Consider the following 22,048-nt stretch of genomic DNA (forward strand, 5'->3'; position numbering starts at 1 on the left):
CGGCCCACATAGTGAACACGAAAAACGACGTCGGCACGCACCGCGCACCGACGTCGTCTGTCAGAAATCCTCAAAAAGTCCCCTCGGCTCGCCGGACTCTACCGGGAACCATCGGTAACGTTATGACTGGTCAGCCTCAGCGTGACTCTTTAAACTCCACATGCTTACCCACCTTCGGATCGTACTTCTTGAGCACAAGGCGATCGGGAGTGTTACGTCGATTCTTCTTGGTCACGTAGGTGTATCCAGTTCCCGCCGTTGAGACCATCTTGATGATCGGGCGGACGTCTGCTGCCTTTGCCATAGTGGCACCTCACATTCTGATGCGCGATTTAGCGATCACGTCTAAAACTTCTCTCCGCGGCGCAACATATCAGCAACCACGGCGTCGATCCCCTTCGAATCAATGGTTTTCAGCCCTTTAGTTGACACCGTCAAGGTAATCGTGCGGCGCAACGACGGGACGTAAAAACGCTTCTTTTGGAGGTTAGGGTTGAACCTGCGGTTGGTACGGCGGTGCGAATGCGACACGCTCTTTCCAAAAGCGGGTTTGCGACCCGTCACCTGACAGTAGGTGGCCATTAGCCCTGCCTTCCCTTGAACTTCGGGTTCAACTTGTTGATCACGTAGGTCTTGCCACGACGGCGAACAACTTTCGAACCAGGCTGATTCTTCAAACTCTTCAACGATGCGCGAACCTTCATCGCACCCTCCTTCACTTCTCCGGCGATCCGGCCGTGTGCCGGTGATTGCTGGCCAACCTCACTGAGGTTGATTCTCGCTCTCGCCTCTACCACCCTCAACCGGGTTTGCGGTGAACTTATTCCCTCACCACGACGACTTGCGCACACCGGGCAGTTCGCCGTCGAGTGCCATCTTGCGGAAGCGCACACGCGAAAGGCCAAATTTACCTAGATAACCGCGTGGACGACCATCAACGACGTCACGGTTACGCAAGCGAGTTGGCGAGGCATCGCGTGGGAGCGCATGTAAAGCTGCCATCGCTTCGGCGCGCTCTTCATCCGTCAAATGAACGTTCACACTGCGCTTTTTCAGTTCAGCACGACGTTGCGCGTAGCGCGCAACAATCTTACGCCGACGCTGGTCAGCCACGATCTTCGACCGTTTGGCCATTCGAAACTTCCTTTCACTTGAGAATTGCTCTCATGTATCTTTCTCTGGAATAATAGATAATCGTTCTCAACAAAGCAAGCGAGGAGAAACCGTGACACACCCCCTGATCGCAATTTCGAGCGCAGACCCGATGTTGACCGATATCATCGCTCTCTCGATCGACGCACCTGCCACCGACGTGGTCGGCCTATCGGCAGACGGCACACGTGCCACGTTCCACGAAACTCGCCTTGCCTGCACAAACTCTGCATCAGAGCCTGGCCTCGAAACCGTGATCGAGACCCACGAGATCCCTGGCGACTGCCTCACGTGCGGATTGCGCGAATTAATCCTCGACTGCGTCCGCCGGCGTATTCGTGCAGGTTTGGAACGCACGATCCTCTTCCTCCCGGCAGGACTTGAGCTCCCCCACCTGGCACCTTCGCTCGCGTATGCACTTGAATCGCTCTCACTTACCCCTGGCGATTCCGCCAACGACGAGGCGAGCGAAACCGACACAGACGAGCCTGGGGCACGTTTGGCTGCAGTTGCGCATTTGATCGACGTCGATCATGCCACCGAGCACCTCCTCACCCACAAAGCAGCATCCGAAGCAGGAATTGCGATTATCGAGGATGATCCGCGATGCGTGGCTGAAATCCACATGATGAACGTCGGATACGCCGATCTCGTTCTCGTTTCAGGCGACATGGACAGCGCCGGTGGCGAACTCGTTGAGCACCTGCGCCCGCACGATACGTTGCTCGCCAATGCAATGGACAGCGCCTGGATCGAATTGGCCGAATCGCTCACACACGATCCCGTCAGCGCTGTTGAACGCGTCCACCCTGTCACCACGCAAGCGTGGGGAGGCCCACAGTGCCACGGAACATGGACTCTTGAGTTGAGTTCGGAGCGACCTTTCCACCCCGAGCGATTCACCGAATTTGCGGAAGAACTCGCCGCGGAGGGTGCCTGCGGACGCGGATGTTTCTGGCTCGTTTCACGTCCTGATACCGTGTGCTCGTGGGAAACCGCCGGTGGCCAGATCGCCGTCGGCGAAGCTGGAGTGTGGGCAGATTTCCCTGAAGGAATCGACGAAGCTGGCCAGGAAATCACTCAGCCACGTTGCCACATCATCGTGACCGGCACTGGCGGCGACGAGGCAGCACAACGGGTGAGCGATGCCTTCCATTCAATTCTGTGCGAACCGCACGAGATGGCATGGGCCGGCGCAGACGGACTTGAGGAATGGCTCGGCGAGTAGCCCCGCCCCACGTCGTCATCAACCAACCACAACACCGACGCCGACACAGCTCATCGGGGCACATCACGGCAGTCCCACTTGCCCCCCCCCCCCAAAAAAAGCAGTCGATCATGCTGGAAAGTGTGGGGTTCAGACGGACTTCCATCCGTCTGAACCCCACACTCATGAGCAACTTACTTACCGAGTTCGGACTGTGCCTTCGCGGCCTCTTCCACAGCCTTGGTCAAAGCCTCTTGCGCTTTACCGTAGGCAGTCCAATCGCCAGATTTACGAGCAGCTTCCGAATCAGTGATCGCCTTCTTCGCATCTGACAAGGCGGTATTGAGACGCTCAGCTGCCGGACCTGTCGGAGCTGGATTCGAAGGCGCCGGAGCCGAAGGAGCTGGCTTCGCAGCCTCACCGTCCTTGCTCTTCTGATCCGGCTGAACCTTGGCATCCTTCGAGCCACTATCAGCCAGGGGGGCTTCCTTCTGTCCGGCGATTGCAGCATCTCCAGCCTTCACACCTGAATTGCCACCAAAGACCTGGTTGAGCGATTCATCGAGAGTGGGCGCAAATCCAACTGTGTCACCAAAGAGAGTGAGCACGTACTGCAACGTCGGATACTGAGTGCCACTGGACGCCTGCACATACACCGGCTGAACATAGAGCATTCCGCCACCCACCGGCAACGACAGGAGGTTACCCATCTGGACCTTGGTGCCGCGCTGATCGAGGAGGTTGATGTCCTGGGAAACACGTGGGTTTGTCACCATCGTGTTCTCGGCTTGTCCAGGTCCGGGGATCGTCAAGCCACGCGGCAAGTCGAGCAACCGGAGCTTACCGTAGGTGTCGGCCTTCTTTCCGGCCTCGCTGCCAGCGTCGCCGGATGCAGCGAAGAAGCCGTTCATGATGTTGCGCTGGGTGGTACCACCTGGGATGAAGCTCGAGGTCAGGGAGAATTCCGGTGCTTTCTGTCCTGGCATCTGCAAGGACATGTAGTACGGAGGTTGAGCTTGTGCGGCAGCCTGGTCACGAGCAGTCGGTTCTTTCGGAACCTTCCAGAAGTCACCTCCGGAGTAAAAGGACTTCGCATCGGTGACGTGGTAGCGAGCAAGGAGTTCACGCTGAACTTTAAACAGATCCTCGGGATAACGAATGTGCGACATCAAATCGCCACTCATTTGCGAGATTGGCTTGAGCTGACCGGGGAAAATCCCCTTCCAGGCGTTGATCACCGGGTCCTTTTCATCCCACTGGTAGAGAGTGACAGAACCGTCGAATGCGTCCACAACGGCCTTGACCGAGTTGCGGATGTAGTTCACTTCCTTCGTCGCAGCACCAATGAGCTGGCCGCGCGAACGGGCATCGCTCGTTGCCGCTTCCAGCGATTGACGTGCCGAGTAGGGATAGTTGTTCGACGTCGTGTATGCGTCGATAATCCACACGACGCGCTTGGGAGTCTTGGGATCGCCGTCCATATCAACGACGGCGGGAACCGCCTTCGAATCGAGCGTCAGGTAGGGCGCAACTTTCGAAACGCGCTTGGACGGATCGCGATCAAAGAGAATCTGCGACTGATCCGTGACACGCTCCGAGAAGAAAATATCGGTGGAGGCGAACTTAATGGCGAACATCAAACGAGCGAAGCTCGAACCGATCGCCGGGCCACCGTCACCGTTGTAGGTGTTGTTCTTCTGGCCGTTGGGCTCTTTATCATCCGGGTAGTCCAACTCCCACGCTGTCGCTCCCTTGGGCGCACCGACAATCGAGTAGTCGGGCGAATTCTTTCCGAAGTAAATACGCGGCTCATACTCACCAAGTTCACCACGCGAAGGAATACCACTCTCCCAGAACTTCGGATCACCCTGTGAGCTCACAGTGTTGCCGAAAGCCGCAGCCACACCGTAACCGTGGGTGTATACCGTGTGGTCGTTGACCCACGAACGGCGCTCTTGATCCAAACCGGCGAGGTTGAGCTCACGAACACCAATCACAGTGTCACGCTTTTCATTGTTGACGTTATAACGCCCAACCGTCAGCGGTTCAAGGAAGGTGTAGTACTGACGATTCTGCTGAAGCTGGTTAAACGACGGCTCAACGATGTTGGGATCCAGAAGACGAATCTGGGCCGCAGTACGCGAATCTTCACGCAACTGGCCAGGTTCTGCCTTCGTCACCGCGTCGTAGGATTGTGTCTCGATATCGGCGATTCCGTAGGCTTCGCGCGTGGCGTTGATGTTGCGCTGGATGTATTCAGATTCGAGTTCAGCAGCGTTCGGTGTCACACGGAATGACTGCACGAGGGCCGGATAGATCCACGAAACGACGAGGGAAACGACAATCGCCGTCGCAATTCCCACAACGGCTGGCCGCCACATATGGCGAACCGCCGCCCATACGAACGCCAACGCGATAAGCGCCACGACAATCGACAGGACAGTCAATCCAGGAACCGACGCGTTGATATCAGTGTAGGACGCGCCAGAGAATCGATCGTGGTTCCCCAGTAGAAGTTCGTAGCGCGAGAGCCAATAGTTCACTGCGAGTCCGAGCGCGCCGAGCGCCGCAAGGATCGCCACATGGATCTGTGCGCGCGAGGTGACTTTAAAGGAGTTGGGAGCCATCTGGACGTGTCCACCCATCCAGTAGATCGCGGCCGCAACAACGGCAGAGATCAGGAGAAGGAGGAAAAAGAAGCTCAAGGCAAGGTTCAATACAGGCAATGTGAAGACGTAGAATCCCACGTCCCAACCATATTCTGGATCAACTTTCCCGAAGGCTGTCGCATTGAACCACAGCAGGAAGGTCTGCCAGTTACGCCCCATTGAGGCGCCGAAGAGTAGGCCCACAACGACTGGCGCGACGAGGTAGGTCAGCCACCAGCGTCGGCGCAGCATATCAACGGGCGAGTGTTCAAGCTCCGCGACGACGTCGCCCTTCTTGGCTCCCTTCCCGAGCGCGATGCGCGCGTTAAGCGCGACGACGAGCGCAACCGCAATTGTTCCCAGAGCACCGAAGCCGATTGCGGCGCCGTACTGGGTCCAAAAAACACGGATCGCTTCGATCTGGCTGAACCACGCCATCTCTGTCCAGAAATTCGCAAAAATCGTCAGCGCAATGACAAGTAGCCCCAAGATCCCCAACGTTACAACGAACGTGGAGACTCCTTTCGCGTTGCCTTGCAGTTTGGATGCAGGTGCGGACACTTTCCCCTCATTCTCTTTTCGAGTGGTGCAAAATACCACCTCCTACGCTAACCCATCGGGCGGCGGTTACACTAGCCAGACCTGGAAAATCAGCCCATAGCGTGGCTATTTTTCGCACTGTTGTAGGATGAGAGCGTGGACGATCAACTTTCCCTTTCGCAAATTGCTCTTCGAGACGCTACAGCTGATATCGAATCTCACGTGAACCGTTTCGGTTGGGACGGGCCTGTGCGTGTCTTCGCGCTGATCAATGCGCGCGCGGCGCTGGATGCTCACCCGGCCCTCGCAGGCGAGCTTCCGGCCGACGTCGAAGCGAGTGCGATCACTGATCCGCACACGCTCTTTTCTGTGGAGCAGGAGGATCTGCCGCACGTCGATTCGCTCGAAGAACTCTTCGGTTCGATTATGTGGCCACCGAATGTGGACGGCGCAGCAATTTCGACCGAGCGTGTGGTTCTGCCTCCAAACGTTGAGGTCACCCTTCCCGACGACGAAGCCGCCGCCATGGAAATTTTGAAGAATCACCCCGAGCGCCAAGACGTGCGAATTGTTGCCTCTGTGATGCGCAGCGGGGAATCGTGGTGCATCGTGCGAATGCGCCACTTCGACGATGATTCCATGCGTATCTCCTCCCCCGACGCCGTCCCCGGGTTGGTTGAAGGACTACGAGAAACGTTGAAGTGAGTCTGCTTCGGATCGAGCTGCCACTGGGATAGTTCTCGATCGTTTCACCACCAGCTGGGAAGGGTAGTTGATGACTTTCGAAATCTTTGAGTTCCAAGGAGTTTGGAGATCCTACCAAGCAAGAGTTTTGGAGCACATCAGCAGGTATTCCCAGGACAATAAAGTCCATATCGTGGCGGCCCCCGGTTCGGGTAAAACCACGCTGGGTATCGAGATGATCGTGAAGAAGGATCTTCCGTGCCTGATCTTGGTTCCGACTCTTGTCATGAGGAACCAGTGGAAAGCGCGCATACTTCAGGCCTTCGTCCGCCCAGAAAATCGACGCGAAGCACAGTCGCTGATTTCTACCGACCTCAAGAATCCTTCAACGATCACGATTGCCACGTATCAGGCTCTCTTTCAGGCCATGAATGCGCTTCCAAGCGATGCACAAGCACACAATGGCGACGACGGCGCCGACTGGAACGACGTCAGTGCAAGAGAATACGACGACGTCGATTATTCGCACTTCGATCTCATTCGAGCGATGCGAGAAAAAGGGCTTGGGCTCATCTGCTTAGACGAATGCCATCACCTAAGAAACGCCTGGTGGAAATCGCTGGAAGATTTCCTCGCCGCACATAGTGGACTTTTCTCCATTGCTCTCACCGCGACACCACCGTATGACTCAACCCCAAACGAATGGAAGCGCTACATCTCAGTCTGCGGCGAAATCGATGAAGAAATCACCATTCCGGAGCTAGTCAAAGAAGGCGTTCTTTGCCCTCACCAAGATTTTATCTATCTCAATTATCCCACCAGCGATGAGCTCACGGCTGTGAAAGATTTTGAGGAAAGAAGCACACAAGCTCTCCAACATTTCCAATCTCTCGAATCATTCGCACAGATCGTCGCCAGCCAAGGCCTCTTTCAAGGCACTCTGACCTTAGAAGACATGCTGGAAAACCCAAAGTTCTTGTCGTCGCTTCTGATCTACAAAGCCAGCCAAGGCCAGGATGTCCCCAAACATTACCTCAGAACTCTCGGTGTCAAGCATCTTCCAAAACTCGATAAAACATGGTTGGAGGTGCTACTCCAAAATCTTCTTTACGATTCGTCTGAAACATTCGAAATCAACAATTCCCAGCGAGATGAAATCATTTCCTTTTTGAAAGCGATGGGATTAGTAGAGAAAAGAAAAGTCAGCCTAGTAAAAAACTCAAAAATCGAGCGCAAGCTGATTCAATCTGCAGGAAAATTCGCAAGTATCAACAACATCGTCGGTGCCGAATACTCGTGCTTGGGAAACGATTTGCGAATGACAATTTTGACCGACTATATCCGGAAGGAATACATCAAACACATCGGAGGGGATGCTCCTTTCCCTTTGAAACTGGGTGCGCTTCCACTTTTTGAGTTTCTTCGACGGTCTATTGAAAAGCAGTACGGCAACGCCGGCCCGAAGTTGGGTGTGCTTTCCGGTTCGGTTGTCATCCTCCCCACTTCAGCGCTGAGGTATCTCGGGGCAGAGAGCCAGAACCTCAACATCTCAACGGTTGGCACTGTGAACGACGAAGAATACGTACAAGTTTCACCTTCAGGCAGCTGCAATAATCTCATCCAGGCAGTGACCGAACTTCATTCTCACGGCAATATCAATATCCTCATTGGAACCACCGCCCTTCTCGGGGAGGGATGGGATGCTCCTCACGTAAATTCGCTGATCCTCGCTTCTTATGTCGGTTCATTTATACTCAGCAACCAGATGAGAGGCCGAGCGATCAGAGTAGACCCGCAACGCCCCGACAAAACCGCGAATATTTGGCATTTGGCCTGCATTAAGCCACACGATTTGGCCCGAAAGCCGCTCTCGGAGGGGATCGAGGAAACAACCAGCGATGACTTGGACCTCGTCGCACGAAGATTTGACCATTTCCTCGGCTTAGATTACGAAAAAGATCTTATCCTGAGCGGAATCGAGAGGATCACTTTCCTCAATGAGTATCACGTCACTCACGGACAAAACGCAGTAACGCAGATCAATTCCAAAATGACCCGCTTGGCTTCACGGCGCCCTGCTTTGCGAGACAAGTGGCAACGATCCCTCGCGCTCTTCGACGAGATCGAGATCGCCAACGAAGTTTCTGTCCAGAAAAGCACAATGAAAATTGCATCTTTCTATGACTACATCACCTTTTTTGGCATTTCAATCTTCGCCTTTTTGGTGAATTTTGCACACAGATCCGGGCTCATCTTCACCCCGCGCACGCGGATGGCTACCGTCATATTTTTACTCGTTGCCGCCACATTCGTCGGGGTCAGAACGTTCTTGTTATCGTCACCTATCCATCGACTCAAGAAAATGGGGCAGGGGGTGGTCGGTGCTCTTCGCCGCGCAGAACTGCTCAAGGGTGAGGTCTATCTTGTCAACGTTGCCCCTAACGATACGAATACATACGCGCAAATCTCTTTAAAGGGCGCAAACTCCCACGAAAAGGAGATATTTGCTCGCAGTATCATCCACATGCTTTCACCTATCGATAACCAGAAATATCTCATTGTCAGAAAGCGATATTTTGGCCTGATATATGACTTTTATGCCGTCCCTGCGACTTTTGAGAAGAATCGAGAGCTCGCGGAGATTTTTGTCCAAGAAATGAATAAAAATATCGGACACCACAATCTCGTCTACACGCGCAACGTCGATGGAAGGAAAGTCCTTCTCAAGGCACGAGTCAAATCGTTCGCGAACAAGCAAAATCGGTTTATCACAGGGAAAAAGGTGCAAAGCGCTCTGGAATAAGCTCAAGCCGAATTATGACGTGCGCGCCCACTCTTCACGTTCAGACTGCTTTGCCGTGGACGTATGCCCTGCACGAGGTGAGCTTCGAGGTGTCACCGCTGGCAATGGCTTTCACTGCTTCAATTGCACCTGGCGTACTCTCCACCGCCCAGACCCTCATCCCCTCGGGCTCGTATCCGAGAGTATCTTCGCAGTTCAGTGCCGGAGCAAGGAAGTCTGTGACACCTTCCCTCGCAGCACCCACAAGTTTGTGTTCGATCCCGCCGATCGGCCCGACTAGGCCGTTCCAGTTCGCTGTTCCGGTTCCCGCGATTTTCTTCGTGCCTCCAAGGTCACCCTTCGTGAGCTGATCGTAGATTTCCAACGCAAACATGTTCCCCGCGCTTGGGCCGCCAATCCCTTCGACCGCATACGTCACCTTGCCCGGGTAGTGTACGTTTTTTACGGCGAGCCCAACGCCGATGAGCGATGACCCTGGCGGATAGGGACTGTCTTCGCCAGCTTTGATCGTCGCGAACGTCGTCGTCACGCGCTTGCCGTCGCGCTCAACTTCAACCGTGATCTTCGCTCCGGCCTTCGTGACGAAGAGCAGACGAGAAAGCGAAAGGAAAGTTGGGGTATCCACAAGTTTGCCATCCGTCTTCGGGGTTGCGATACGCTTAATAACATCGCCTTCTTTGAGCGCTTTTCCTGATGGATACTTCGTATCAACCTTGGATACGACGAGGTCCATGCTCACTTTCTTTCCTGCAAGTTCCATTGCAAGCGCTGCGGCGGTGTCTTGCGAGGAAGTCATCGCTTCAACATTAAGTTTTTCCACTTGCGCGTCGGTGACAGTATCGGGATACACCGCACGCACGGGCAAGGCCTGCTGATCACGGTTAACGATCGTCGGAAGCACCGCACCGACGGGGACACCGTTTTCAGGGGTGCCAAAAGCGGACACCGTCGTCATGAAAAGCTTGGTTTTCGAAGGATACGTCTCGTTTCCGGTGATTTTGACCAAGGGTTTGCCTTCGATTTTCGCTGCAGTGTCGAGAGCAGGACCAGCGCTTTGAACCATGTAGGCGCTGGGCATCATCAGACTCGCAAGAAGAAGGCCGGCAAATGTGACCGAAGAAAGAAACTTGGAATTCATCCCTCCATCATGCCCTAACGTCAGCGAAATTTTCGTGACAGATGCGCCACATCATCGGTCTCACAGTTCGACTCCACCCAGGTAAGATGAACGCAGAAATATTTCCTGGGAGGAACAATGTCCGAAAACAACGATTGGGAGGCGATGCTTCGCGCAGTTCTTGGCGACGCGGCCGCCGAAGAAATCATTGCGAATATGCGTGAACAAGGCATCGATCCGAGCACTCAAATGGGCGCGATGGTCAGCCCCGAAAACTTCGACATGGTGATTCGCCAAGTCCAGGCGATGCTCGGTTCAAACGGCCAGGGGCCGGTGAACTGGCAGATCGCTGAGCAGGTGGCACGCGAAACTGTAGAGTCTACGCATTTTGACCGCCTGAGCAACCTCGACGGCGACGCCGCTCGATCAGCACTATCGACCGCCTCGCTCTGGCTCGACGCTGCCACCGACATTGACCCTGCAAGCGGGCCAGCGATGGCTTTCTCACGACTGGATTGGGTTGCGCACGCCCTGCCCACGTTGAAGAAACTCTTGGACCCAGTGGGGGCAAATATTGCTCGCGCATTCGGGGAAATCATCAATGGGCAGGCTCAGCAGATGCCGGCGGGGATGATGCCGTTCGATCCTTCAGCGATGGTTTCGGGCTTAGTTGCTTCACTCCTCGGAGTCCAATACGGAAAAGCTTTGGCGCAACTCGCTGTCAGTTCATTTGGAACAACGGATACCGGCGTGCCGCTCGTCGAAGGTTCATTCGCAGGTTTAGTTCCGAGCAACGTCGATGCTTTCGCCTCCGAAATCGAGGGTGTGAAGTCGAGCGAGGTTGAACTCTACATCGCAGTTCGCGAAGCCGCTGCCGCTCGTCTCTATGCCCGGGTACCGTGGCTACGCACCCGCGTGATTGATTCAGTGGCACAGTTTGCTTCAGGCATCGTCATCGACATGAGCTCGATTGAAGAACAGGTGCGGGGCTTGAGCCTGGACGACCCGCGCCAAATGGAGAACCTGGATCTGACCGATGTCCTGAACGTCGAATTCACCAAGGCGCAGCGCGAAGCTCTCGACCGACTCGAGCATCTGCTCTCCCTCGTCGAAGGCTGGGTGAGTGAGATTTCGGCGCAAGCTGTTGCTCCACATCTTCCGAATTTCGTTGCGCTTTCCGAGGTATTCAACCGCCGTTACGCGACCGACAACCCCGCTAAGCACGTGTGGAGCGCCCAACTCGGCATGGAATTGGCACCTAAGCGTCTACGCGAAGCGGTGGCTTTCTGGCAAAAGGCACAGCTGCGCCTAGGAATCGCCGACCGCGACGGGCTCTGGAAACACCCTGATCTCCTTCCCCAGGCGAGCGATCTCGATGATCCGACGGCGTTCTTCACAGGTGGTTCCTCACGTCCAGACGATCTCGAAGCGGAGCTTGACTCCTTCCTCGAAGATGTGCTTTCAGGGGCCTCGAGCACATCGGCTCCGCATGAGCCGAAATTCTCTGATTCTCCCTCGGGTTCTTCCCGCGCCTCAGACTCGGCCGATTCTGGTTCTTCCTTTGACTCTGGTTCTTCGGATTCTGATTCACCACGCGACGACGCTGGTAACAGTGACGACGGCGGTGACACGCACGGTGATGTGAAGTGAACTAACACAGTTCGCGAATGTGGTGGGGAGGTTTTCCACGAGGTTGGAAAACCTCCCCACCACATGATGGCGTTTCGTTATTTTTAATTCATGCAGCTACCGCTTGGAATGAATATTTATTGGCGCAACGTCGATGAGGCAGTGATTGGAATCGATCCGCGTCTCCAGCTCACACTCGAGGATTTCACGCGCGCCGAATCGACACTGTTAGAGTCCTTAGAACACCCCATCTCGATGCCCGAATTCCGTACACTAGCCGAACGGGCAGGGATCGGCCAGGAGCGCACCGGCACGATACTTTCCCTTCTGAAATCTCAAAAACTTCTGAGCGATTGTGAACTTCGCGAGCGCGATCAGGAGCCATATTGGCGAACTCATGGACGCACGCACTCCAGGATCTCGCGAAGTGTCCTGATCTATCGCGCAGATTACCTCGGCGTCCAGATTGCACTCAATCTGGCACAAGCTGGCGTGGGCCGAATCGAGTGCAGCGATTCCCTCACCGTCTCGAGCGTGGATCATCCTCTCCTCCAACGCGCAGGCTTCGGCCTTCCGCGCCGTGAGGCACTCACCAGTGAGCTTCGCGCAATCAACCCAAAAATCATTATTTCCCGTATGCCAGCTCGCGTTTCCTTCCCCAATGAGAGATCAGACGATGTTCAGCTGCGCGAACTCACAAGAACCGGAGCAAGCTCACGAATACAAAGCTCAGAAAACAGTTCACACAGCGAGTGCTCGTGCGACCTCGTCGTCTTGTCTGGATCTCATGCGCTCGATCCCTTCACCTCGCGAGCCTTCCTGGCCGAAGGGATTCCAGTTTTTCATGCCTGCGCCCAAGAATATGATCTCGTCGTCGGTCCTTTTGCTCTGCCGGAAGAAGGAACGTGCGCACAGTGCATCTATCTTCACCGCCTCGAGAGCGACCCTCACTGGAACCGCATTGGCCCGCAAGCAGTATGCGCCCTTCCGGCGCCGCCACATTCCTCAGCTTGTGCTCTGGCGGCGGCACTTGCCACGCGTGAGATCCTCGCGTTCCTGGATCGCTCACAGATTCTTCTCGGTCACAGTGCATGGGTCGTTCCCCCAACACACGAGGCACCGCGGCTCATCCCCATGCCTGTTCATCCTGAGTGCGGATGCTGCGCCACAATCTAGGCTTTCACCCAGATCCCAGCAGCAATCACAGCAGATGAATTCCGCGAAGCACCAACAAGTAACCCATTGATGTCAAAAAGCACGCGGGCTGAGGAAACGGATCGAAGAGTTGGAGACGAGCACGCTCAACGTTTCATATATGCCGCGACTTGAGCGAGTACGCCATCTCCGTAGCGCATGAGTTTCGTTGATCCGATTCCTTTCATTGCACCGAGTTCGGCGAGCGTTGCCGGTTTGCGTATCGCGATCTCGAACAAGGTGGTGTCATGGAAGATCACATAAGCGGGCTTGCCGATCTGTTCGGCGACTTCGGCCCGCCATATGCGCAAAGCTTCAAAAAGATCGCGGTCGCCTTGCGTGGCTTGCTCGTAATCAGCCTTGACTTGAGCCACGCGCTTTCGGGACTGTGCTGAGCGCGACTGTGGCTTGGGCCAGAACGGAAGAAGGAAGCGTGAGACTTTTCGGTTCGCACGCTTCCCATTTCCAATAGCGTACGAAATGAAAAGCTCCTCTTTTGCACGCGTGATCCCGACGTAGAGCAATCGGCGCTCTTCTGCGATCCCCTCATCACCTTGAGCGTGCGAAATCGGCATCAGCCCTTCGCTCATCCCGACGAGGAAGACTGCCTTCCATTCCAAACCTTTCGCGGCGTGGAGGGAAGATAATGTCACTGCCTCTTGTGTGGGCTCGTTCGAAGCAGCTTTTCGCTCCTCAAGCTCCGCAACGAACTGAGCCATGGATGTGCCGCGCTTTTCCCACATGTCTTCTCCGAGCAATCGCAATGCTTCGAGAGATTCCCAGCGCTCACGAGCCGCTCCGTGAGCGGCTGGAGGCTCTTTCCTCCACCCCATTGAGTTGAGTGTACCTTCGACGAGTTGTGGAAGATCGAGTCCACTTTTTGCAGTTCCCAGTTCACTGCGCGCGACGGCGCGCAAGGTCACCATCGCTTCGAGGACTTCCTTTCGCTGGAAAAACCTGGTGGCACCGCGAACCGTTGCAGGAATTCCAGCTGCGCTGAGAGCAGATTCCAACTGTTCGGACTGCGAGTTTGCTCGGTACAAAATGGCGATGTCGGAGTAATCGATACCTTGGCGATGCAAAGAAACGATCTTGCCCGCGATCTCGTTCGCCTCGGTTTCGTCGTCGGCGTATTCCTGATATTCCACAGGCCTCCCGTTGCCTCCCATGGCTCGTAAGAACACGGCGCCGTCGCTCTGGTTTTCTGCGATTACGTCGTTTGCCAGATCAACGATCTCAGTGGTGGATCGGTAGTCACGGTTGAGGGTGATTGTGCGAGCTTTGGGGAATTCTTTGGAGAAATTCGCCAAATAGTTTGAGCTAGCACCCGTAAAGGAGTAGATCGTCTGAGAAACATCACCGACTACGCAAATGTCGCGGCGATCTCCCAACCACAGCTGGAGGAGACGGTGTTGCATCGGGGAAACGTCCTGGTATTCGTCAACGACGAAGTGCTTGTACTGGCGACGAATTGCAGCGGCGACGTCCTCTCTTTCGCTCATCAGTCCAATGAGGATCAAGATCGTGTCTTCGAAATCGATGACACCGCGCTCACTTTTGACTTCTTCGTATGCGGTGATGAGCGAGGCGATATCTTGTGCGCTGGCATCTCCTGGGGGTTCACGTTTCGCCATGGTTGCACGAGCAACGTAATCTTGCGGCGTCACGAGGCTCACTTTGGACCATTCGATTTCGCTTGCAAAATCACGAACCGAGATACGATCCGTTGGCATTCCTAAGTGTGAGGCAGCAGCGGCCACTAGCGGCGCTTTGTGTTCACGAATTTCTGGAACCTGCCCACCGATGACCTGCGGCCAGAAATAGCGTAGTTGGCTCAGGGCTGCGGAGTGGAAGGTTCGAGTTTGCACGTTGCCAGCATCGAGATCAAGAAGTCGCGAGCGCATCTCCCCCGCAGCCTTGTTGGTGAACGTGACAGCAAGAACGTTTGTTGGCTGGTAGGCGCCAGTTTTGACTCCGTAGGCAATGCGGTACGTAATCGCCCGAGTTTTACCTGTTCCAGCGCCAGCGAGCACGGCCAGTGGCCCGTGTAGGTGCTGGGCAACTTCGCGCTGTTCACGATCAAGGGCATCGAGAAGATCTTGGGCTGACACATTCTTCCTTTCGACACGCAAAGTCTTTCACGTTTAGATCTCGTTTTTCACCACGATGGCGTTCATGTGTGGAAAACGATGTCACACAGCATGGGCGGTGGAAAGTTGAAGCCCACCGATGATGTACCCTTGAATCCATGAAAAACAAAGTAACGATGTACACCACCTCGTGGTGCGGATACTGCAAGAACCTCAAGAAGCAACTGGGTGCCAAAGGCATCGAGTTCACTGAAATCGATATCGAAAACGAGCCAGAAGCAGCGCAGATTGTCGCCGCAGTCAACGAGGGCAACCACGTCGTGCCAACCGTGCAGTTCTGGGATGGAACCACGATGACGAATCCGTCGGCGAATGAGGTCGAAGAAAAACTCGCGCACACCTAAGGTGTCAAAAGCGAAGCTCCACCTACGCAAATGCAACAAACATGCAATAAATTGCACCACGGCTGAGTTTTGAGAAAATATAACGTGACTATTTCCGCATGGCGTTTTGTCGCCCGAGATTCTGAATACTCCCTACGTATCGTTGGACGCCCAATTCACCTGGGCGCCCACCTTTTTGACATGGGGGTGGATGTTGCTGTCCTGGCAGGGCAAGCCACTCGAGTCGAAGTGTGCTTCCTCGATCTTTCCTCGCCCTACATCTCCGAACGCCGATACCGCCTCCACCGCGGAACCAACGGCATTTGGAGCGGGCACGTCCCCGGTATTTACGCAGGCCAGGCGTATGGCTACCGCGTGTGGGGAAAGTGGAAGCCGAACCTCGGATTGACACACAACCCTGCCAAACTTCTCCTCGATCCCTACGCTCGCGGAATCATCCAGGCGCCGAGCCTCGACCCGGCGCTCTATTCTCACGAAGTCGATGAGAATCTCCGCCCGATCGAGGGGCTGCAAGCCGATCAGCATGATTCCGCGCCGGTTGCAGCAATCGGCATGGTCATGGAAGAACCCGAATCGGTCCATCATCGTCCCAACACCCCTTGGGACCAGACCGTGATTTACGAAGCTCACGTCGTCGGCCTGACGAAACAGCTCGACGGCATCCCTGCAGAACTTCGAGGCACATACGCGGGAGTCGCTCACCCGGTCACCATCAGCTACCTGAAGTCGCTTGGAATCACCGCGATTGAACTCCTACCAATCCATGCCAAGATGAGCGAGCCTTTCCTCACCGAACGCGGACTGACGAATTACTGGGGGTATTCCACGCTTTCGTATTTCACCCCGGAACCTTCGTACGCGACAGCGGCGAACCGGGCACTCGGGCCCGACGGCGTTCTCGCAGAAGTGCGCGGGATGGTTTCCCTCCTTCACGACGCAGGGATCGAAGTCCTTCTCGACGTCGTCTATAACCACACCTGCGAAGCCGGTGCGGACGGCCCAACCGTCTCATGGAGAGGTCTGGACAACTCCACCTATTACCGTCACGATTCCGCACGCCCCGGAGTCATGAAGGACACCACCGGAACCGGTAATTCCCTTGATTTCCGCCGCACCCACGTGGTGGGGATGACGCTCGATTCCCTGCGATACTGGGTGGAGAAAATCGGCGTCGATGGCTTCCGTTTCGATCTCGCGGTAACCGGCGCGCGCCACGGCGACGCCTTCGTCTACAATCATCCGCTCTACGTCGCTATGGCGACTGATCCGATCCTATCCCAGGTCAAGCTCATCAATGAGCCATGGGATTTAGGATACGACGGCTGGCGCACCGGGCAGTTCCCTCCCCCGACGGCGGACTGGAACGACCGGTTCCGTGACACCATGCGTCGCTACTGGGTGACCGAACCAGCACAGATCGCCTCAGGCGGTTACGGCTCCGACGCCCGCGACTTCGCCACGCGAATCTCTGGGTCGGCTGATTTGTTTTCGCACGGTCGCATTCCCGGCGGACGCGGACTGTATGCGTCAATCAACTTCATCACCGCTCACGACGGTTTCTCGATGTATGACCTTGTGTCCTACAACTGCAAACACAACGAAGCCAACGGCGAAGACGGACGCGATGGAACCGATAACAACCACTCCTGGAACCACGGAGCTGAAGGGCCGGCGTCGGAAGAAATCGAGGCCTCGCGTCGCAAAACAATCCGCAACCTCTTGGCGATGCTCGTGTTCTCGGCTGGAACGCCGATGCTTCGAGCGGGTGACGAACGCCTCGATTCGCAGGGCGGAAACAACAACGCCTACTGCCAAGACAACGAAATCTCATGGATCGATTGGTCCAGCGACGACGAAAACGCCCGCAACCTCGTTGACACAGTCTCGTACCTGCTCTCACTTCGTCGTGACCACTCGGTACTGCGCCCGGCAAAGTTCTTCACTGGGCAAACTCTGACCGGCGATTCGCTCCCAGACGTCACCTGGTACGACCGTCACGGCGAGGAGCTGACCGACCACAAGTGGTACAACCGCGAGGTGCGCACGCTACTGATGCTGCGAAGCGGAGGCGGGAAAGATGCCGATGCGTTGCTGGTGATGAACGGCAACCCACAATCGAAGGAGGTCACGCTCCCCCATGGACGCGGCACAGACTATACGCTGGTATGGGACTCTACCTGGGCACGTCCGCGCGAACGCGGAGTAGCCTTGACACCAGGCGACGAAACAGTCGTTGCACCAACCTCGATCCAGCTCTACCTGGCCAACCCAGCGTAGCCCCGAACGGAAGGACATCATGAGCGAGACTCACGCTTCGCAGGCACTCGAGAATGCGACCTCGGACGCTTCTCTTGAGCACGCCCGCGCCATTTCGAACAAGATCCAGGTAGCGATCGACGACGATCCGAGCCAGTTCCGCGTGCTGACCGGCGCACGTCCGACCGGGCATCTTCATATTGGCCACTACTTCGGCGCCCTGAAGAACTGGGTTTCGCTTCAACAACGTGGCGTTGATACATGGTTGCTGATCGCCGATTACCAGGTCATCACAGACCGCGATTCTGTGGGGCCGATGCGCGAACGCGTGTACTCTCTGCTTGCGGATTACCTCGCTGTTGGTATGGATCCGGAAGAGACGACGATTTTCGCTCATTCGCAGGTTCCCGAGTTAAACGAGTTGATGCTTGCCTTCCTTTCCCTCGTCACCGACGCCGAGTTGCGGCGTAACCCGACGGTGAAGGCAGAGCTAGAGGCCACCGAGGGGCGGCCAATGTCCGGATTGCTCTTGACTTACCCTGTTCACCAAGCCGCAGATATTCTTTTCTGCAAAGCAAATCTCGTTCCCGTCGGGAAAGATCAGCTTCCTCACCTTGAGCAGGCGCGTGTGATCGCTGACCGCTTCGACCGTCGTTACGGAAAGAAGAGTGCGCCGCGAGTTTTCCCACGCCCGCAGGGTCTGCTTTCCGAGGCTGAGTCTGTGCTCGGCCTCGATGGTCAGAAGATGAGTAAGTCACGTCATAACACGATTGAACTGCGCATGACTGAGGATGAAACTGCCAAGCTCGTGAAGAAAGCAGTGACTGACTCTGAGCGCATGATCACGTGGGATCCGCAAAACCGCCCTGAAGTGTCCAACCTCCTCCTCATTGGAGGTTTGGCAAGTGGCCGCGATCCACGCGACATTGCCGCTGAGATTGGCAATGGGGGTGGTGGAATGTTAAAGAAATACGTCACCGAAGCGCTCAACGCCTACCTCGCTCCTGTTCGCGCACGCCGAGCAGAGCTGGAAGCCGATCCTGCTTTCCTCGAATCGGTTCTTCAACGAGGTGTCGAGAAGGCCCGCGAGCAGGCAGCAGCTACGCTCAATGAAGTACACCAGGCTTTGGGCATGAGCTACTTCGGCTAAGCCGATCGATTGTTTTTGATCGTGAAAGAACACATGTCAACGGGGTTGAGGGCGGCAAAAACCGCCCTCAACCCCGCATGTCTCCCCTCAGAGACACGCGTGAGCTGGCGTCAAAAGATACACGCATGGGCCGCGCATTGGACACCAACATTCGTCGCAATCCTCGCATTGTTGACTGGATGGGAAGCATGGGTGCGCCTGCGCGACGTACCGCCAAATGTCATCCCTGCTCCGTCACAGATCCTTCTTGCCACGATTGATACGTGGCCGACTCTTGGGCCAGCCACGTTAGTGACGGCGATCGAGGGTTACGTTGGATTTGTTTTCGCAGTGTGTGCCGGAATTGCCCTCGGCATCAGCCTGTACGCTTCACGGATCGTTAACCGGGCATTTTTCCCGCTCTTATATGCGGCTCAGACATTGCCGCTGATCGCTATCACGCCACTGTTCTTGATCTGGTTCGGCTTCGAAATATCAGGAAAGATCGTGATTGTGACGATCTTTGGTCTCTTCCCTATTGCGGTGGCGACATCACGAGGGCTCAATTCCGTTCCGCAGTTTTATTCCGATGTCGCGCTCACATGCGGCGCAAGTCCTGCGTGGACTCTGTGGCACGTGAAACTTCGAGTCGCTGCGCGGCAAATCTTCTCAGGTGTGCGCGTCAGTGCTGCCTACATCTTTGCCACAGCATCTACCGCGGAGTATCTCGGAGCGCGTTCAGGCCTGGGTATTTGGCTCCAAGCAGCCTACAATTCATTCCGCGTGCCGCTAATCTTCTCCGCGACGCTCATGATTATTTTCCTCACCGGTTTACTGCTGGTGACAGTGACTCTTATCGAACGCGCCCTTCTCGGCCCGATTGAGGATGAAGATCTGGGCGAAGACGGACACTAAGACACAGCCTCGTGAACAGTTGCAATGAAACGGTTGAGGAAGACCTCGCGGTTCACCCCAATTGCCATTCGAATACGCGTGGCCGAAGGATCGTTGAGTCCATAGGGATCCCCGATCGTGCGGCCACGCACTCCGTGAGTATCACTTGTTTGTGTTTCAACACACATCGGAAGTTCAAGGATTGACACAAGGCTCGGATCAAGTGCGACCGCGACCGCAAGCGGATCGTGAAGCGGCATTCCTTGAGCAAAGATTCGGCTCGATCGAGCATTCGCTGTGATCGAAAATTTTGCAATCTGGGTGAAGAAATTTCCTGCCTCGCTGACACGCCATGATTCAATCGCCTGCGCTCCACAAAGCACTTGATGTGTGACATCGAGGGGGACAAGTGTGACATCAGCGCCTGAGTGAAAGACGCGATCAGCGGCTTCAGGATCTTGAATCATATTCGTCTCCGCTACCGCTCCCCAGCAATTTCCAGGTTGAGTCACAGCTCCACCCATGCTCACTATCCTCAAACGCTCGGCAAGTTCGGGCCGGGCGCGAAGCACTTGATCCACCGTGGTCAGAGGGCCAACAGTCACCACTGTCACAGGAGAGTGTTCTAGCGCGTCAATAATCTTCTGCGCGCCCTGAGAAAGCTCTGTGTGTGCAAGGGCCTGCTGCCCTGACGTCGTTGTCACCTGCATGAGATCGCCCACTACGGGCGCTGGATTCGCATGACGGTCTCCTGAACGGTATCCCCCGATTGATACTCCGAATCCCTGGGTCACATAGCGCTCAACAGATTCCAGAAGATGTGTATCAGTACCGATGTCTGCAGAGGAAATGTCCGAGCCGAAATCACGCGGATCCACACCACCCAAGCCGTTATCGCCGTGGAAAAGCGCGCATCCGGCGTCGGGAATGAAGCCAGATGCCCACGACGGGTGCTTCGGACCTTGCCATACGTCGATGTCGGTGCGCCCCAGTAACGCCAAAACTGCGCGAGTGTTGACTTCAGCTCGCGCCTGGGTGACGTTGCCGTAGCTGGCGATCATGGCGAACCGGCCGCAAAACTCACCGGCTTTTGCCGCTCCCACCATGAACGCCAACGCGAGGGCGTCATCAATTCCTGTATCGACGTCGATAAATAACATGGGCTTACTTCGCTAAAAACTCGTCGGTTGCCAGCTCACGAGAAACTGGAGCATGTGTCACCGGTGTGCCGTTGATGTCCTCGTATGCGCGCGCATTGGCGAGGAAGTCGGCATAGGCCTGCGTGCCAGAGAAATCGTTCCTCCCCAAAACAAAGGTTCCGTTCTTGATTTTCGCCCGGTCTCCCCAGAACTGCCCGTCAACGATGTCATGCATCGATTTCTTGACAAAATCGAGCTCAAGGTTGGCTTCGGGGGCCTCATCAACCAAAATTTTTGCTGCCTCGTCCGGGTGCTCGTAAGCATAGACGTAGCCACGCTGAACGGCTTGGGTGAAGGAACGAACGAGCTGCGGATCTTTCTTGATCAGTGCGTCGTTTGTGATGATGCCGATGGCATCAGCATTGCCTGGCACTCCATAGTTTTGCGCTCCGAAGCAGGTCAACTTCGGTCCGTGGAGGCGTGACTGGACGCCTTCCCACGTATCGTAAAAGCCACCGAAGTCGGCCTTGCCGGAGCCAAGAACTTCGAAGGTGGAGGTTCCCACGGTGACTTTATCGAACGTCCCCTTTCCTCCGTCTGTTTGGATCATTTTGCGCACAACAGCGTCCGATTCATTGGCGCCAAATGTGGCAAACGTCGTCCCATCGAGATCCTTTGGACGCGTGATCTTTTTATTCGATGCCAATGCGCACCAGATTGCGCTCGGCTTTTGCTGAACTTGGAGAATTTCTTTGAGGTGAGCACCCTTGAGCGAATAAATTCCGACATTCGCCATATTCGACAGCGCGAAATCCGCCAGCCCGTTATTCACCGCCTGCTCAGCACCTGCCTGAGCCACAGCCAAAATATCGACGTCGATACCGGCGTCCTTTAGCCAGCCTTTATTCTTCGCAATGTAAACCCCAATATGGTTCGTGTCCGGGGCCCACGAAAGCATAAAACTGACCTTTTTTCTTGGCGCGTCACCACTTTTTTGATCAGCAGTTAGCATGGAGCAGGCACCCACAGCACACGTCACGAGTGTCAAAGCGGTCAATGTGCGTACAACGCGTGATGTCATCAGCGATCCCCTAGGTCGATCATTACCGCCCTCTGGGTATTCACGGCAACGATGCCTCGTGCTGGGCAACCCAGAAAGAGG

The 22,048-nt window shown here is 55.5% G+C and carries 18 protein-coding genes; 9 read left to right on the forward strand and 9 right to left on the reverse strand.

Features of this window, described 5'->3' with window-relative positions; genetic code table 11:
* Positions 1–136: 136 nt before the first annotated feature.
* From rpmG to rpsN, 4 genes are all read right to left on the reverse strand, one after another.
* The gene (rpmG, locus tag P7079_RS06225) at positions 137–304 is read right to left on the reverse strand and encodes a 50S ribosomal protein L33 (protein ID WP_278012416.1); all 168 of its coding nucleotides are present in this window, start codon (positions 302–304) and stop codon (positions 137–139) included.
* A 41-nt stretch (positions 305–345) separates the two neighbouring features.
* Positions 346–582, reverse strand: coding sequence for a 50S ribosomal protein L28 (gene rpmB, locus P7079_RS06230; RefSeq protein WP_278012417.1), 237 nt, complete (start codon positions 580–582; stop codon positions 346–348).
* Complete coding sequence (gene ykgO / locus P7079_RS06235; RefSeq protein WP_278012418.1) at positions 582–704, reverse strand: type B 50S ribosomal protein L36; 123 nt, start codon at positions 702–704, stop codon at positions 582–584. The genes rpmB and ykgO overlap by 1 nt, the downstream gene beginning before the upstream one ends.
* A 124-nt stretch (positions 705–828) precedes the next feature.
* Positions 829–1,134: a 30S ribosomal protein S14 gene (rpsN, locus tag P7079_RS06240; RefSeq protein ID WP_278012419.1), complete on the reverse strand. Its 306-nt coding sequence runs from the start codon at positions 1,132–1,134 to the stop codon at positions 829–831.
* A gap of 91 nt (positions 1,135–1,225) precedes the next feature.
* Between rpsN and P7079_RS06245 the strand changes: the two genes are divergently transcribed.
* A complete protein-coding gene (locus P7079_RS06245) occupies positions 1,226–2,380 on the forward strand; it encodes a CobW C-terminal domain-containing protein (protein WP_278012420.1) in 1,155 nt (384 codons plus the stop codon).
* 173 nt (positions 2,381–2,553) lie between these two features.
* Here P7079_RS06245 and P7079_RS06250 read toward each other — a convergent pair whose 3' ends face one another.
* A complete protein-coding gene (locus tag P7079_RS06250) occupies positions 2,554–5,568 on the reverse strand; it encodes a UPF0182 family membrane protein (RefSeq protein ID WP_278012421.1) in 3,015 nt (1,004 codons plus the stop codon).
* 135 nt (positions 5,569–5,703) lie between these two features.
* Here P7079_RS06250 and P7079_RS06255 point away from each other — a divergent pair, with 135 nt between their 5' ends.
* The gene (locus P7079_RS06255; RefSeq protein WP_278012422.1) at positions 5,704–6,252 is read left to right on the forward strand and encodes a PPA1309 family protein; all 549 of its coding nucleotides are present in this window, start codon (positions 5,704–5,706) and stop codon (positions 6,250–6,252) included.
* Positions 6,253–6,322: 70 nt separating this feature from the next.
* Positions 6,323–9,034, forward strand: coding sequence for a DEAD/DEAH box helicase family protein (locus P7079_RS06260; RefSeq protein WP_278012423.1), 2,712 nt, complete (start codon positions 6,323–6,325; stop codon positions 9,032–9,034).
* 40 nt (positions 9,035–9,074) lie between these two features.
* Here P7079_RS06260 and P7079_RS06265 read toward each other — a convergent pair whose 3' ends face one another.
* On the reverse strand, positions 9,075–10,172 hold the full coding sequence (locus P7079_RS06265; protein WP_278012424.1) for a YlbL family protein: 1,098 nt from the start codon (positions 10,170–10,172) through the stop codon (positions 9,075–9,077).
* Between the two features lie 117 nt (positions 10,173–10,289).
* Between P7079_RS06265 and P7079_RS06270 the strand changes: the two genes are divergently transcribed.
* A complete protein-coding gene (locus P7079_RS06270) occupies positions 10,290–11,801 on the forward strand; it encodes a zinc-dependent metalloprotease (protein ID WP_278012425.1) in 1,512 nt (503 codons plus the stop codon).
* Between the two features lie 90 nt (positions 11,802–11,891).
* Positions 11,892–12,956: a ThiF family adenylyltransferase gene (locus P7079_RS06275; protein ID WP_278012426.1), complete on the forward strand. Its 1,065-nt coding sequence runs from the start codon at positions 11,892–11,894 to the stop codon at positions 12,954–12,956.
* A 125-nt stretch (positions 12,957–13,081) separates the two neighbouring features.
* Here P7079_RS06275 and P7079_RS06280 read toward each other — a convergent pair whose 3' ends face one another.
* Entirely contained in the window at positions 13,082–15,085 is a 2,004-nt protein-coding gene (locus P7079_RS06280) for an ATP-dependent DNA helicase UvrD2 (RefSeq protein WP_278012427.1), read from the reverse strand.
* A 137-nt stretch (positions 15,086–15,222) separates the two neighbouring features.
* On the opposite strand from P7079_RS06280, the gene P7079_RS06285 reads away from it, so the two are divergent.
* The 4 genes from P7079_RS06285 (at position 15,223) to P7079_RS06300 (ending at position 19,768) form a co-directional block, all read left to right on the forward strand.
* Positions 15,223–15,468, forward strand: a complete 246-nt coding sequence (locus P7079_RS06285) for a mycoredoxin (RefSeq protein WP_278012428.1) — start codon at positions 15,223–15,225, stop codon at positions 15,466–15,468.
* Positions 15,469–15,552: 84 nt separating this feature from the next.
* The gene (glgX, locus tag P7079_RS06290) at positions 15,553–17,745 is read left to right on the forward strand and encodes a glycogen debranching protein GlgX (protein ID WP_278012429.1); all 2,193 of its coding nucleotides are present in this window, start codon (positions 15,553–15,555) and stop codon (positions 17,743–17,745) included.
* A 19-nt stretch (positions 17,746–17,764) separates the two neighbouring features.
* On the forward strand, positions 17,765–18,874 hold the full coding sequence (gene trpS, locus P7079_RS06295; RefSeq protein ID WP_278012430.1) for a tryptophan--tRNA ligase: 1,110 nt from the start codon (positions 17,765–17,767) through the stop codon (positions 18,872–18,874).
* 99 nt (positions 18,875–18,973) lie between these two features.
* Entirely contained in the window at positions 18,974–19,768 is a 795-nt protein-coding gene (locus P7079_RS06300) for an ABC transporter permease (RefSeq protein WP_278012431.1), read from the forward strand.
* Here P7079_RS06300 and P7079_RS06305 read toward each other — a convergent pair.
* Entirely contained in the window at positions 19,765–20,907 is a 1,143-nt protein-coding gene (locus tag P7079_RS06305; protein ID WP_278012432.1) for a nucleoside hydrolase, read from the reverse strand. The two genes, P7079_RS06300 and P7079_RS06305, sit on opposite strands and share 4 nt — an antisense overlap.
* 4 nt (positions 20,908–20,911) lie before the next feature.
* Complete coding sequence (locus P7079_RS06310) at positions 20,912–21,844, reverse strand: ABC transporter substrate-binding protein (RefSeq protein ID WP_278012433.1); 933 nt, start codon at positions 21,842–21,844, stop codon at positions 20,912–20,914.
* Positions 21,845–22,048 lie beyond the last annotated feature (204 nt).

This window comes from Arcanobacterium canis (assembly GCF_029625435.1).
Taxonomy (GTDB): domain Bacteria; phylum Actinomycetota; class Actinomycetes; order Actinomycetales; family Actinomycetaceae; genus Arcanobacterium; species Arcanobacterium canis.

Bases quoted from the DNA above. Each gene is read 5' to 3' on its own strand.
- rpmG (WP_278012416.1), bottom strand. From the start codon at position 304: ATGGCAAAGGCAGCAGACGTCCGCCCGATCATCAAGATGGTCTCAACG.
- rpmB (WP_278012417.1), bottom strand. From the start codon at position 582: ATGGCCACCTACTGTCAGGTGACGGGTCGCAAACCCGCTTTTGGAAAG.
- ykgO (WP_278012418.1), bottom strand. From the start codon at position 704: ATGAAGGTTCGCGCATCGTTGAAGAGTTTGAAGAATCAGCCTGGTTCG.
- rpsN (WP_278012419.1), bottom strand. From the start codon at position 1,134: ATGGCCAAACGGTCGAAGATCGTGGCTGACCAGCGTCGGCGTAAGATT.
- P7079_RS06260 (WP_278012423.1), top strand. From the start codon at position 6,323: ATGACTTTCGAAATCTTTGAGTTCCAAGGAGTTTGGAGATCCTACCAA.
- P7079_RS06265 (WP_278012424.1), bottom strand. From the start codon at position 10,172: ATGAATTCCAAGTTTCTTTCTTCGGTCACATTTGCCGGCCTTCTTCTT.
- P7079_RS06270 (WP_278012425.1), top strand. From the start codon at position 10,290: ATGTCCGAAAACAACGATTGGGAGGCGATGCTTCGCGCAGTTCTTGGC.
- P7079_RS06275 (WP_278012426.1), top strand. From the start codon at position 11,892: ATGCAGCTACCGCTTGGAATGAATATTTATTGGCGCAACGTCGATGAG.
- P7079_RS06285 (WP_278012428.1), top strand. From the start codon at position 15,223: ATGAAAAACAAAGTAACGATGTACACCACCTCGTGGTGCGGATACTGC.
- trpS (WP_278012430.1), top strand. From the start codon at position 17,765: ATGAGCGAGACTCACGCTTCGCAGGCACTCGAGAATGCGACCTCGGAC.
- P7079_RS06305 (WP_278012432.1), bottom strand. From the start codon at position 20,907: ATGTTATTTATCGACGTCGATACAGGAATTGATGACGCCCTCGCGTTG.
- P7079_RS06310 (WP_278012433.1), bottom strand. From the start codon at position 21,844: ATGCTTTCGTGGGCCCCGGACACGAACCATATTGGGGTTTACATTGCG.